The following is a 12,133-nucleotide window of genomic DNA, read 5'->3' as shown; positions in this document are numbered from 1 at the left end:
TCGTCGACGACTACACGCGCGAGTGCCTGGCACTCGTCGCCGACACCTCGCTCTCGGGCCTGCGCGTGGCTCGCGAGCTGGATGATGTCATTCGGCTGCGCGGCCGGCCGGGGACGATCGTGTCCGACAACGGCACCGAGTTCACCTCGATGGCGATCCTGCGCTGGTGCCAGGAGACCGGCGTCGCGTGGCACTACATCGCTCCCGGCAAGCCCACGCAGAACGCCTTCATCGAGAGCTGCAACGGACGCTTCCGGGACGAGCGCCTCAATGACACGCTGTTCTCGACGCTCACTGAGGCCCGCAGCGCCATCACCTCATGGAAGGAGGACTACAACCGCCACAGACCCCACTCGGCCCTCGACAACATCACGCCCGCCGAGTTCGCCCTCAAATCCACGCTGGAAAAACAGGCCGCCTGAGGCCAGAAATGAAACCCAGGACTCTCCCTCAGACCGGAGGAGAAAAGGGTCTCACGTCACCGATGATCGACGCCAACGACCTAGTGCAGCATCGCCGCTGTGCCTGCCACTACTGCTGGGGCAAGGGCCACAACTACATGTGGTGCGATGAGGTGGAGTTTGCGGAGGAGCTGGCCAAAGCCGAGGGGCTGCCGGAGAGCCTTCAGCCGAAGGACGTTGGCGGATACGGTTTCAATCCCTTCATGCCTCCGCACAGCTCGTGCCCGCGCTGCTATGGCGTCGGCGAGAGCACCATCTACGTCCCCGACAGCAAGCTGCACGGGCCTATCGCCCGACTCCTCTATCGCGGCACCAAGAAGACGAAGGATGGCCTAGAGATCCTGATGGCCGATCAGGACAAGGCCATGGAGATGGTCGCGCGCCACCTCGGCATGTTCAACGACAAGCTGAAGGTGCAGGGCGATACGGAGAACCCGCTGACGGTCCTCATTCGTGAGCTGCAGGGCAGCTCGCTTCAGCCCGTCGCCAATCCGCCGGACTAGGCTGATTGAGCGCAGGCGGCGCGGCCGCTTCCTACGAACCAATTAAGAGGCGGCAGCCAGACGGGCTCGCCGCCTTTTTTCGCTCCCGCGATAACCTGAAAAGCCGCGACGGCTCACCGAAGCTCGGGGCCGCCTTTTCCGTATTTTTTCCGTAACGGAGAAGTTTCCTCACCAAATCAACGGCTAAGCCATTGAAAAGATTGGCGCGCCGACCAAGACGAAACAACGAACACCTATGCCGTTGAGATTGCGTTGGTTTAGGAAGCGCCGAGGAATGGGTTTAAGCGCCGTTTCGAAACCCGCGTGCGCCAGCCGGCAAGTCAACGAGCATATCCGCGCGGAACGTGCGTTTCAGCCTCGTTCGAATCCCGCACACTCCGCCAATTCAGTCCCAAACTGGGCACGCCACGCGTAGCCGATTTCCGTCCCGAAACGGCAGCCAGCGTTCGGAGCAGGTCTCCTTTCGATCCGACGATGCGGACTTCCTTCGCTCCGACCTCCACCCGCTGCGCCAAGACGCGCAAATGATCGCGCCGGTAAACTGGGACGTTCGGCGCCTTATTCCAAGTCGAGGAGAGTCTCGGTTTGTGATTTTGGATCCATAGGTGCGCGAGCCGCTTTCGGAGACCTGGAATGCGGACGGCGTCACTCAACAAACCCACGCTCATTTTGTAGAGTGGTTCTATCAAGCCTCGGTTCGCGGCTAACCTGCGGAGGGCGCGTCGATGTTGAACTGGTTACTCGTGCTGGTCCCGGTCGCGATAGCGCTTGAGTATCTCGTTCCGACAAACCATCTGCTCGTTTTCGCGACGGCTGCGGTTGCGATACTGCCGCTCGCGGGCTGGATGGGACGCGCTACCGAGCAATTGGCCGATCGGGCGGGAGAAGGCGTCGGCGGACTGCTGAACGCTACCTTCGGCAATGCCGCCGAACTGATCATCGCGCTCGCAGCGTTGCGCGCTGGGCTCCATGACGTGGTAAAGGCTTCGATCGCTGGATCGATTGTAGGCAACATCCTGCTGGTGTTGGGCGCCGCCATGCTGGCCGGCGGTTTGCGGTACAAGGAGCAGCACTTCAATGTGGTCGGGGTGCGTTCGCAGGCTACCATGCTTACGCTTGCCGCGATCGCGCTCATCACCCCCGCAGCCTACAATGCGGTTACAGACGAAGTTACTGCGGACTACCAAGGAATCCTCAGCGTTTCCATTTCCGTGATCCTGCTCGCGGTATACGCCTCGTTCCTTCTGTTTTCACTGCGGACCCATTCGGCACTTTTCGCAGGATCTTCCACGCCAGACGATGGCGAGCATATCGAGCCCTGGCCAGTGGGACGAGCGATCTCGGTGCTTGCAGGAGCGACGGTGGCCGTCGCCTGGCTCAGCGAGATCCTGGTCGGCGCCATCGAGCCGACGGCTCACGAACTGGGCCTGAGCGACATCTTCGTCGGCGTCTTTGTCGTCGCCATCCTCGGAAACGCTGCCGAGCACGCGTCGGCGATCACCGCCGCACGGAAGAACCGCATGGATCTGTCACTGTCGATCGCTATCGGCTCCAGCGTGCAGGTCGCCCTGTTCGTCGCGCCGCTATTGGTGTTGGCGAGTCTCGTCATCGGGCCGGCGCCGATGGATCTGCTTTTTACGACTGGCCTGGTACTCCTGGTGCTGCTGGCGGTTCTGATAACCGGGCAGGTCGCCGGGGATGGCCGGTCGGACTGGCTGAAGGGAGTACAGCTGCTGGCCGTCTATCTGATCCTTGGCTTTGCCTTCTTTCTGATGCCCCAATCCTGACCGCCGAAAGGCATTTTCGTACCGTTCTCGCCGACACGGCTGGCGAAGCGTGGAAAGCCGCAACACGACGCGGCAGTCACTGGCGGGGACGATGAACCGCTGGCAGCCTCCAGATAGGCCCGGCGTACTCCGTGATCGCCCTGTCGGAGGAGAACTTGCCGGCGCCTGCACTGTTCAGGATCGACATGCGCGTCCAGCGCCGCTGATCGCGCCAGGCGACGGGCGGTCCGCGACATGAGGCGGGGACGCACCGTGAAGCACCTCAATCCCATGGCGTTGCATGGCGATACCGATGCGAGCGAAGTCGGGGGCGGCCTGCGGCTCGGCCGTGCCGATCTCGCGGAAGAACGCAGTCATCGACGGCTCCAGCAGCACCAGCATGCGCGCGGGCTTGCAGCTCTCGTTGAAATAGTTGTGCGGCGCGCACCCGTCGATGCGCACCGAGGTCCCGACGCCGGCCGTGACGGTCCTCGGCGCTTGGCCCACGGGAAAGTGCCGGATGGTGACTTCGCCGTCGAGCACATAGAATAGCTCCGGCGAGGCGTGGCTGTGCGGCGGAGTGCCGGAGCCGGGAGGGATCTCCACCTCGACCAATTCGAGATTCGCACCCGCAAGACCGCCAAGAAAGCGAATGCGGTCGGCCACGACCCAGCGGGTCTCGCCATCCTGCGCGGTCGTGACTTGCATGCTCATCGGCATTGTCTCCCTGGCTTCGATGTCATGTCCGCAGCAATGAGCCCGAGGCGACCGCGGACAGGATCGTATCGAGCGCCCACGAGGCGGCTTCACCGGCTTCAGTTCCGGTGAGACCACCGTAATCCTTGAGTATCTCCCAAGCGGAAGCCGAGTAGAGGAGATGCGCGAGCGCCTCGACCTGTCGGGCTTCGGCGGGCGAGAGGGTAGACAGGAGGGGGGCAAGCGCGCCGGCGAAGCGCAAGCGCCGGTCGGGAACCATACCCGTGCGCATCTCGCGCCCGGTCGGTGAATGGATCGAGGCGCGGATCGCCGCCTCATGCCCGTCGAAACGCGGGAAGACGTCCTGCGGTCCCGCCACGATGTCCTCGACGGTCTCCGGTGCGATCGAGGCGCCGATCCGTTCGTTCAGCCAGGCCCAGAAGGCCGTCAGGAGATCGCTCTTGGCCGGAAAATGACGAAATATCGTACGCCGCTGGATGCCGGCCTCGGTGGCGATCATGTCCATGCTGATCTCGTCCGGGATGGTCGATGTGCTCATCAGCCGGTAAAGCGCGTTCAGAATCGCCTCTCGCGTCTCACGTACTTTTTCCTCCCGGAGCGGGCTGTTGTAGCTACGCGTATCCGCCATGGCGGCCCCCGTGATATGGAGACACACTGTGTGACATCAATTTGAAAGCAAGTCAATTCGCGTCACTAAGAGTAACTTTAATTACCAGATGTGAGGCAGGGCTGACATCGGCTGCAGAGGGCGGGCCCTGCAGATGCTTCAACGAGCGCTGGCGGCTGACCCAAAAGGGGCCCTGTTCCGTACGATCGGGCGGGGTACGGCCGAGCTGACCACCACCCGTCTCCCGCAGTCAAACGCCTATGCCATGATCGGGCGCCCGGCCGCAGCGGCCGGTATCACGGCTTCTCTGAAAGACGGCGGAACGCTTGAGCGGGTGGCTATGATGGCTAATCATTCTTCCACCCGTATCATCCAGCTCCATGACCGGCGGCCCGACGAGGTGACGCTGGACGAGGTGGAGCGAGTGCTTATCTAAGGTTGTTTCCCGGGCGTGCCGTCGGTCGCATGTTGGACCCAGAACGGACTTTGCCAAGATCTGCATTGGGTCAGCACTCCCCGGTCCGCGCACCAACGTTCGGACCGTTAAATGCCCTCACCCGCCATCAGCTCGACCAGTGTCGTCTCGGGTGGCTGGGTGCCGTTGAGGATGTCGCGGGTGAGTTCGTCCGGGAGGAAGGCAAGCGGGATGATCCGGGCGACATAGCGCTCGTCGGTCCGGTAGGCCTGGGCGACCTCCTTCATGGTGGCGTAGCGCTTGTCGAGGAGATCGCGCCACCAGCGATGCGCCTGCGCGACGGCGCGCACCATGGCGGGATCGGGCTGCAGATCGGCCGGCTGCTCCCCCTTGATGATGAGCTTGGTCTCGGCGCCGCGGCGCCGGAGCGAGAGCGGACGGGTGACGGTGACCGGCGCCGTGGCATCGCTCAGCGTTTGCGGCTGCAGCGGGAGCGGCACCTCTTCGTCCCGGAGATCGACACGCTGCGGCAGGGTGAGCACGGCATCACGCCGGGCGACCGGATTGTCGCTGGCGGGACGCTCAGTGAGATGGTCGGCGCGACGGTGGATCATCTGCTGCAGGTCGAGGTTGGCCCGCGGCGGCACGACGGTGGCGACCAGCCCGTCGTGATCGCGCAGCAGGCGCTTCAGCAGTACGGGGATGGCGTCCTCTACCTCGGCGGCGGCAAGCCGTGGGCCAGGCGCCGTACCGGGAGATGGTGCATCGGCCTGACGCTTCGGCTGGTCCGGGCTGACATAGTAGCGATAGCGCACTCCCGCGTTTCACCGCATGGGTGGACAGAAGTCCCCGTCCCTCGCGATCGAACAGCAGACCGGCGAACAGGCTGGGGGTCTTCGATCAGGAGCGGCGGGACTGGCCAGTTCGGTCCTACGCCAGCAGCGCCTTGCACCTGCCCCCAGAGCGACCGGTCGACGAGCGCCGGGCCTGCCTTGTGCTCGGCCAGTACTGCTCGACGCCGTGCGAGGCCCCAACGTGTCCCGACCGCCGCTGGTGCTGAAGGCGAATAGCCGGAGGGCGCGAAGCCGATATGCACACGGTCCCCGCGACGATATTGATATAATGTATCATATTCGTTAGGCTCGTCTCGAAATGGGGCGGTATGGGTCCCGCGACGTGTCGAAGGAAGGTTGACGGGAAGCGTGGAGTGACTATCGATCACGGTGATCAGGGTTCTCCGGGTGTTCGCGCCCGGAGCTAAGAGGGAACTCGGTGCGGCGCCCTGCGCCAAGGCCGAGGCTGCCCCCGCAACTGTAAGCGGCGAGCCCTCTGTCCATCGTCCACTGATGCCGTGGCCCAGGTCACGCGTCGGGAAGGCCGGACAGAGCCAGCGTCGACCCGCGAGCCAGGAGACCTGCCCTGATCGTGAACGATCTTTCGGGCGGGGTGCTCCGAAGGTTGCCGGTCGGCTGCGGATATTCTCCCTCCGCCAGACAATCGGTTCCCTTTGCGCTTCCCGTCTTCCTTTTGGGAAGCGGTGAAACAATGCTCAAGACGATCATCAATCCTGTCGGCGCCGTGTGCGGCGGTCTCGCGCTGGCGCTCGGCCTCCTTGCCGGCTCGGTTCTCGGCAGTGCGGCCATTGCCGGACCGACGCAGTACCCGTTGATGCTGGAGAATTGCGGCCAGAAGGTCGTCATCGACCACGCCCCCAAACGCGTGGTCAGCATCGGCCAGGCGCAGACGGAAATCCTCCACGCGCTGGGCCTCGGCGATCGGATCGTCGCCACCGCGCTGTGGTTCGGCCCGATCGCCAAGCCCTATGAGGCGGCCAACGCCAAGGCGAAGCGCCTCGCCGACAACGACCCGAGCTTCGAGGCCGTGGTCGGCCAGGAGCCCGATCTCGTGGTGGCGATGTATGAATGGCACATCGGCCCGAACGGCATCGTCGGCAAGCGAGACCGCTTCGACGCGGTGAAGGTGCCGGTCTATGTCTCGCCGACCGATTGCGTCGGCAAGGACAACACCGGTGCCGGCGATGGCGTACGCACCGAGCCCTATACGATGGAGCAGCTCTACCGCAACATCCGCGAATATGGCGCGATTTTCGATGTCGCCGACCGTGCCGAAGCGCTGGTCGCCAGCCTGAAGCAGCGCGAAGACGCCGCCCTCCGGTCTGTCGAGGGTATCGCGGCGAAGAACGTCTCGATGACCATGTGGTTCTCCAGCAAGGACATCAAGGGCGACGCCTTCCTGGCCGGCAGGAACGGGGTGCCGGCCTACATCATGTCGAAGCTAGGCGCCCGCAACATCATCACCACCACCGAGGAATGGCCGCTGGTCGGATGGGAGACGGTCGCCGCCGCCGATCCCGACGTGCTGATCCTGGTGAAGATGGATCGCCGCCGCTTCCCGGCCGACGATATCGACGCCAAGCTGAACTTCCTCAAGACCGATCCGGTCGCCAGCAAGCTCTCGGCGGTGCGCAACAACCGCATCGTAGTGGTGGATGTCGGCTCGACCCGCCCCGGCATGGATACGGTCGACGGCATCGAGGCGATCGCCAAGGCGGTCCAGAGCTTCGGACTCGCCAATTGAGCCATGCCGTTCTGAAGCCGAACTGGCCGGCGCGCTTTGCCCTCGTGCTGGCTTCGCTTGTCGCTCTCACGCTCGCCGTGACCGTCGCGGTGACGGTGGGCGAGATGGCCATCCCGTTGCCGGTCGCCTTCAGGGCGCTCGGCAACGGGCTGTTCGGCCTGGACCTTCCGGTCAGCGCCATCCAGCAGGGCGTGATCTTCGATTATCGCCTGAGCCGCGCTTTGATGGCGGCGCTGTGCGGTGGCGCGCTTGCGCTGTCCGGCGCGATTCTGCAGGCGCTGCTGCGCAATCCGCTGGCCGAACCCTATATTCTCGGCATCTCGGCCGGCGCCTCGACCGGGGCGGTCTGTGTGTTGATCCTCGGTGCCGGCGGAGCGACGCTGGGCCTGTCCGGCGGCGCCTTCCTCGGCTCCATCGCGACACTGGCCATCGTCGCGCTGCTCGCCAGCGGCACGGGCGGGGGCAGCGACCGGGTGATCCTTGCCGGCGTCGCCGGCTCGCAGCTGTTCAACGCCGTGACCGCCACCATCGTCACCACCCTTGCCAGCGCCGAGCAGGCGCGCGGCGTGATGTTCTGGCTGCTCGGCAATTTCGGCGGGGTGCGCTGGCCAGATTTGTGGGTGGCGGCGCCGGTGGCGCTCATCGGCTTCCTCGTCTGCATGATGCACGCCAAGGCGCTCGATGCCTTCGCCTTTGGCACAGACGCGGCCGCCTCGCTCGGCGTTGCCGTCACTCGCGTGCGGCTCGTGCTGTTGGCGACGACCGCACTGCTCACCGCGACCATGGTCGCCATCGTCGGCACGGTCGGCTTCGTCGGGCTGGTCATTCCCCATGCGGCGCGGTTCCTCGTCGGATCGGGCCATGCGCGGCTGCTGCCGGCCTGTCTCGTCGTCGGCGCCATCTTCATGGTGCTGGCCGATGTGCTCTCGCGCATCCTCGTGCCGCAGCAGATCCTGCCCATCGGCATCGTCACCGCGCTGTTCGGCGCGCCGGCCTTCGCCATCATCCTCTATCGCGCGAGGCGGGCGCCATGACACTCGCCACCCATGAGGTCCGCTGGAGCGCGGGCGGGCAGATGATCGTTGATGGCGTGACGCTCACCGTCGAACCGAACCGGGTGCTCGGCCTGATCGGTCCGAACGGCTCCGGCAAGTCCAGCCTGCTGCGTCTCCTGTGCCGCTTGCGCAAAGTGGCGAGCGGAGTGGTGACGCTCGATGCGCGCGACATCGCCGACCTGCCGCGCCGGGAGCTCGCCCGGCGGCTCGCCTTCGTCGAGCAGCAGGCGGCGACGGAGGTGCAGCTTTCCGTCTGCGACGTGGTGCGGCTCGGGCGAACGCCGCATCGGGGCGCCTTCGCTTCCTGGACGGAAGTGGACGAGCACGCCGTCGATATTGCCCTCAAGCGGGTGGGTCTTGCCGCTCGGCACGACCAGCCCTGGCACACGCTGTCCGGTGGCGAGCGGCAGCGCGTCCACATCGCCCGCGCGCTGGCGCAGGAACCGCGCGAGCTGATCCTCGACGAGCCGACCAACCACCTCGATATCCAGCATCAGCTCGCCATTCTCACGCTGGTTCGCCGCCTCGGCCTGACCTGCGTGGTGGCGCTGCATGACCTCAATCTGGCGTCGCTGTTCTGCGACCGGGTCGGGGTACTGGCCGGCGGGAGGCTGGTCGCCTTCGGCACGCCGCAGGAGGTGCTGACGCCGTGCCTCATCGCCGAGGTGTTCGGCGTCGAGGTGGTGATCCGCGAAAGCACGCCCGGACGCCGGCACATCGAATATGTCGTCGAACATGAAGCGGGAGATCATGCATGAGAAGCGAGGATCTGCAGGCTGCGGTGACCGCACATTGGAGCGCCCGCGCGCCGTTGTTCGACGGCGTCGCCTCGCATGTCGCCCAGCGCGATCGGTGGCGGGACGTGCTCGAGGCGGCGTTTCAGGCGCAGGCGCCCCGGGAAGTGGTCGATCTCGGCTGCGGCACGGGAGCCTGCGCGATCATCGCGGCCTCGCTCGGCCATCATGTGCGGGCCTTCGACGCGTCGCCGTCGATGATCGAGGCCGCCCGCGCCGCCGCCCGCGCGCCAGGCCTCAATGTCGAGTTCAAAGTCGCCTTGATCGGTGACATTCCTGCGGCGGATGCTTCTGCGGACATCGTGACGCTGCGCAATGTGCTGTGGACGCTGGAGGAGCCGATGGCGGCGCTCCGCACGGCGCATCGGCTGCTGCGGCCGGGCGGACGCGTCGTCGTATCGGACGGGCTGTGGTCGGTCGCGCCGCACTATCGAGCGACCTATGCGCCGGAAATCGCGGCCCGTCTACCGCTGCATGACGGCCTCACCCAGATACGAGCGGAGCGGATGCTGGCCGAGGCCGGCTTCCCGGTGGCGCAAGGCTGGCAGCATCTGTTCCCGGCCTCGCCCTATCCGGGCGACGTGCCGGTCTTCGTGCTGAGCGCGGTGAAGCCGTAATACGGGCTTGAGGATCGGCGCTGCAAGGTGCCGCCCTCACACCGAACACTCCAGCTTCCGCGAGGCCTATGAGAGCGGATCCGAGTGCCAGTGACCGGCTCGCCAGCGGCTCCGTTAGGATGGGCTACGCCGATCGTGGGGCGAGAGGTCGAGACATCTGCCGCCAGCCCGGTTCATTGACGGTGTCACAGGTGCCACGGCAGCCGAAGGGCTATTCGAGGGCGTCCTCCACGTTCACGCGACGCTGCAAGCCATCCTGCGCCGATTTGATCGCGAGGGTGGCACCGACGACCACCAGGCCGGCGCCGACAATCAGCGGCGTGCCCGGGACACGGTCGAGGAAGACCCAGTCGAACAGCATCGAGAACAGCACGGCCATATACATGAACGGCCCGATCAGTTCGGCATTCGGTAGCAGGCGGTAGGCGCGGTCGGTCAAAAGCTGATCGACGATGGCCACCACGGCCATGGCGATGAAGGCGGCGACCACGACGATAACCAGTTGCTCGCCGCTCATCTCCGGCGCGGAATGGGCGACACGCGTCTCTCCGGGACTGAGGATTGCGTAGACGGCGAGCGGCAGCGACAGGATAGCCGCAAGACCGAAGGTCTGGATAAACGTGGTCCGCGCACTCTGATCATAGGTGCGGGCGATCTTGTAGAGCAGCAGTTTCGAGATGGTCGCGGCCACTCCCGAGCAGAGTGCCGCGATCGTCGCGAAGTCCAGCGCGAGCGAGGCGCCTTCCCATGGCTGCAACACGATGAGCAGGCCGGTGAAGCCGAAAAGCAGGCCGACCACGGTGAGGCGGCCCATCCTCTCTCCAAGCCACGCCCACGCCAGCAAGGGAAACAGCAGCGGCGAGATGTGGTGCAGCAGGACCACCTTGGCGAGCTGGCCTTCGAAAAGGGCAAGTACGTGAAGGATCTGTCCCCCTGCCACGAAACAGGCGCGAACCAAGGCCGGGCGCAGCGAAGGCGCCAGGATGCCCGCCCACACCGATCGGTCGGCGATCAGCGCAACGATCAGCACCGGCAGCACGATATGGGCGCTGGCGACAACCGCCGGAGGGACGAATTTGGTGTAGGCCGTGAGGATCGCCAGCAGGGAGGCGCAGGCCGACGCGATCAGCATGAACAGAATGCCACGCCATAGGCCGTGGCCTTTTCCGCTGTTCATGCCCTCGAAACTGCCATCGCGAGAGAACGATGATCGCCGGGTGCGGCGTTGCCAGTTGCTCGTGTGACTATCATTCGTTCCGATCGTCCTAGGGGGCGGCCAGCGGGTCGGGCTCGCCCGCCGGGTTCACACGATACGCCGCATGGCAGGCTTTGCAGGTTGCCGCCAGAGCATCATAGGCCGGTGCAAAAGCCGCAGGCCCGTTAGGCGCGGCGGTAGCGGCGGCGGAGGCCGTTGCCTGAAGCCGGGAGATGTAGGCGGAGAAATCGGCGAAGTTCTGCCAGATCGCCGGAGATGCGCGTGTCCCCTCGCCGCTCTCGCTGCCATAGGGAAACATGGCCGGCAGCTTCACTGCCATGGCGGAGATGGAGTCCATGGCCGCAGCGGCCGCCTGCTCGTCATAGGGTACGTGCCCCTTGACCATCGCGGATGCCGCCTTGTGGGCCTCGGATAGTTCACCCATCGCCTCCTGGAGGGCGGCGATGGGATCGCCTGTTTGAGCCGTAGCCGTACCCGCCCGCAAGAATGCGAGTCCGACGAACGCGACGATCGTGGCTGCGCGCGCAAAGGCACGTCTCATGTTCCAGCCCCGTCTCCGAAACACGTCCTTGCAGCGCCCCCGAGCCGTGCCACGCCACCATCTCGGCACGCGCGGCACGCATGGCTCATTCGCCGGCAGCGAGCGCGGCGAGTTCGCGGTCGATATAGTAGTTGGCGTGCGGGCCCTTCCCGATGAGATCGATCCGGTCGAGAATCTTCCGGCACAGCTTTTCTTCTTCGTGCTGCTCGTGGGCGAACCACTGCAGGAAGGCGTCGGTCTCGTAGCTGTGCTCCTCGCGGGATATCGCGATGGCCTCGACGATATGGCGCGTCACCTTGCGCTCCTCTTCCTGGATCGCCAGGAACAGCGCACGGATGTCGGACGCCTCGATGATCGGGCGCTGGTGACCGTGGAGGCTGATCGGCGCGCTGAGATCGTCGAGGAATTCGAAGAACTTCAGCATATGGCCGAGTTCCTCCTTGGCATGGCCGAGGAAGAACTTGGTCGCCCCTTCGAAGGAGTTCGCCGAGCACCATGCCGCAGCCTGCGTATAGATGTGGTGAGCTTCCATCTCACCGTTGAGAAGCTCGTTGAGCTTGTCCTTCAGCTTTTCGCTGACCATGAATTTCCCCATAATCTTTCATTCGATCCCGTCTCGGATCGAAGGACGCACCGTGTGGTTGCAGGCCAGATCAACCACGACGCGATAAGTGTTCGCGGCAGACAGATCGAGGAAATCACGCCAGAAACGTCAAATCAAACATATGATCGACGTTATATTTCGATAATAATTTTACCAATTACAGTTTATTGGATGACATGCATGACTGAGACTCATCCTATTGACCAAGGTTCATTTTGAAAGGAACCTGACAATTCGCG

Annotated in this window: 14 protein-coding genes and 1 riboswitch; of the genes, 7 read left to right on the top strand and 7 right to left on the bottom strand. The window is 64.7% G+C overall.

All coding sequences use genetic code 11. From position 1 onward, the window contains the following. The 3 genes from LGR54_RS13575 to cax all read left to right on the top strand — a co-directional run. Positions 1-422 (top strand): integrase core domain-containing protein (locus LGR54_RS13575; protein WP_230362484.1); only part of this gene is annotated, 422 nt, incomplete at its 5' end. 62 nt (positions 423-484) lie between these two features. Further along, complete coding sequence (locus LGR54_RS13570) at positions 485-964, top strand: terminase small subunit (protein ID WP_230362483.1); 480 nt, start codon at positions 485-487, stop codon at positions 962-964. Positions 965-1,689: 725 nt separating this feature from the next. Further along, positions 1,690-2,751, top strand: coding sequence for a calcium/proton exchanger (gene cax / locus LGR54_RS13565; protein ID WP_230362482.1), 1,062 nt, complete (start codon positions 1,690-1,692; stop codon positions 2,749-2,751). A gap of 76 nt (positions 2,752-2,827) precedes the next feature. Here the strand turns inward: cax and LGR54_RS13560 are convergent, their stop codons facing one another. From LGR54_RS13560 to LGR54_RS13545, 4 genes are all read right to left on the bottom strand, one after another. After that, positions 2,828-2,938 (bottom strand): glycogen/starch/alpha-glucan phosphorylase, encoded by a 111-nt coding sequence (locus LGR54_RS13560; RefSeq protein WP_230362481.1) that lies wholly within the window; start codon positions 2,936-2,938, stop codon positions 2,828-2,830. After that, positions 2,926-3,444, bottom strand: a complete 519-nt coding sequence (locus LGR54_RS13555; protein ID WP_230362480.1) for a cupin domain-containing protein — start codon at positions 3,442-3,444, stop codon at positions 2,926-2,928. Before LGR54_RS13555 ends, LGR54_RS13560 begins: the two co-directional genes overlap by 13 nt. 25 nt (positions 3,445-3,469) lie before the next feature. Continuing rightward, positions 3,470-4,075 carry a TetR/AcrR family transcriptional regulator gene (locus LGR54_RS13550; protein ID WP_230362479.1) on the bottom strand — a complete coding sequence of 202 codons (606 nt, stop codon included), beginning with the start codon at positions 4,073-4,075 and terminating at the stop codon, positions 3,470-3,472. 522 nt (positions 4,076-4,597) lie between these two features. Further along, a complete protein-coding gene (locus tag LGR54_RS13545) occupies positions 4,598-5,284 on the bottom strand; it encodes a hypothetical protein (protein WP_230362478.1) in 687 nt (228 codons plus the stop codon). Positions 5,285-5,682: 398 nt separating this feature from the next. Continuing rightward, a riboswitch (cobalamin riboswitch) is annotated at positions 5,683-5,906 on the top strand. A 108-nt stretch (positions 5,907-6,014) separates the two neighbouring features. On the opposite strand from LGR54_RS13545, the gene LGR54_RS13540 reads away from it, so the two are divergent. Genes LGR54_RS13540 through LGR54_RS13525 form a run of 4 tightly spaced genes read left to right on the top strand, consistent with a single transcriptional unit; the run spans position 6,015 to position 9,533 of the window. After that, complete coding sequence (locus LGR54_RS13540; RefSeq protein ID WP_230362477.1) at positions 6,015-7,067, top strand: ABC transporter substrate-binding protein; 1,053 nt, start codon at positions 6,015-6,017, stop codon at positions 7,065-7,067. Further along, positions 7,064-8,101: an iron ABC transporter permease gene (locus LGR54_RS13535; RefSeq protein WP_230362476.1), complete on the top strand. Its 1,038-nt coding sequence runs from the start codon at positions 7,064-7,066 to the stop codon at positions 8,099-8,101. The genes LGR54_RS13540 and LGR54_RS13535 overlap by 4 nt, the downstream gene beginning before the upstream one ends. Beyond that, on the top strand, positions 8,098-8,880 hold the full coding sequence (locus LGR54_RS13530; protein WP_230362475.1) for an ABC transporter ATP-binding protein: 783 nt from the start codon (positions 8,098-8,100) through the stop codon (positions 8,878-8,880). Before LGR54_RS13535 ends, LGR54_RS13530 begins: the two co-directional genes overlap by 4 nt. Further along, positions 8,877-9,533 (top strand): class I SAM-dependent methyltransferase, encoded by a 657-nt coding sequence (locus LGR54_RS13525; RefSeq protein ID WP_230362474.1) that lies wholly within the window; start codon positions 8,877-8,879, stop codon positions 9,531-9,533. Before LGR54_RS13530 ends, LGR54_RS13525 begins: the two co-directional genes overlap by 4 nt. A gap of 211 nt (positions 9,534-9,744) precedes the next feature. Here the strand turns inward: LGR54_RS13525 and LGR54_RS13520 are convergent, their stop codons facing one another. The 3 genes from LGR54_RS13520 to LGR54_RS13510 all read right to left on the bottom strand — a co-directional run bounded on the left by LGR54_RS13520 (position 9,745) and on the right by LGR54_RS13510 (position 11,873). Then, positions 9,745-10,710, bottom strand: coding sequence for a DMT family transporter (locus LGR54_RS13520; RefSeq protein WP_230362473.1), 966 nt, complete (start codon positions 10,708-10,710; stop codon positions 9,745-9,747). 88 nt (positions 10,711-10,798) lie between these two features. Further along, positions 10,799-11,290, bottom strand: a complete 492-nt coding sequence (locus LGR54_RS13515) for a cytochrome c (protein ID WP_230362472.1) — start codon at positions 11,288-11,290, stop codon at positions 10,799-10,801. Between the two features lie 85 nt (positions 11,291-11,375). After that, positions 11,376-11,873, bottom strand: a complete 498-nt coding sequence (locus LGR54_RS13510) for a ferritin (RefSeq protein WP_230362471.1) — start codon at positions 11,871-11,873, stop codon at positions 11,376-11,378. Between the last annotated feature and the right edge of the window lie 260 nt (positions 11,874-12,133).

The sequence above is a fragment of the Ancylobacter sp. Lp-2 genome, from assembly GCF_020523795.1.
GTDB lineage: Bacteria > Pseudomonadota > Alphaproteobacteria > Rhizobiales > Xanthobacteraceae > Ancylobacter.
This window is presented reverse-complemented; position numbering and strand designations above follow the sequence as displayed.

Excerpts from the sequence above, each read along its gene's own strand:
- LGR54_RS13570 (WP_230362483.1), top strand. The coding sequence starts at position 485 with ATGATCGACGCCAACGACCTAGTGCAGCATCGCCGCTGTGCCTGCCAC.
- cax (WP_230362482.1), top strand. The coding sequence starts at position 1,690 with ATGTTGAACTGGTTACTCGTGCTGGTCCCGGTCGCGATAGCGCTTGAG.
- LGR54_RS13560 (WP_230362481.1), bottom strand. The coding sequence starts at position 2,938 with ATGTCGATCCTGAACAGTGCAGGCGCCGGCAAGTTCTCCTCCGACAGG.
- LGR54_RS13555 (WP_230362480.1), bottom strand. The coding sequence starts at position 3,444 with ATGAGCATGCAAGTCACGACCGCGCAGGATGGCGAGACCCGCTGGGTC.
- LGR54_RS13550 (WP_230362479.1), bottom strand. The coding sequence starts at position 4,075 with ATGGCGGATACGCGTAGCTACAACAGCCCGCTCCGGGAGGAAAAAGTA.
- LGR54_RS13540 (WP_230362477.1), top strand. The coding sequence starts at position 6,015 with ATGCTCAAGACGATCATCAATCCTGTCGGCGCCGTGTGCGGCGGTCTC.
- LGR54_RS13530 (WP_230362475.1), top strand. The coding sequence starts at position 8,098 with ATGACACTCGCCACCCATGAGGTCCGCTGGAGCGCGGGCGGGCAGATG.
- LGR54_RS13525 (WP_230362474.1), top strand. The coding sequence starts at position 8,877 with ATGAGAAGCGAGGATCTGCAGGCTGCGGTGACCGCACATTGGAGCGCC.
- LGR54_RS13520 (WP_230362473.1), bottom strand. The coding sequence starts at position 10,710 with ATGAACAGCGGAAAAGGCCACGGCCTATGGCGTGGCATTCTGTTCATG.
- LGR54_RS13515 (WP_230362472.1), bottom strand. The coding sequence starts at position 11,290 with ATGAGACGTGCCTTTGCGCGCGCAGCCACGATCGTCGCGTTCGTCGGA.
- LGR54_RS13510 (WP_230362471.1), bottom strand. The coding sequence starts at position 11,873 with ATGGTCAGCGAAAAGCTGAAGGACAAGCTCAACGAGCTTCTCAACGGT.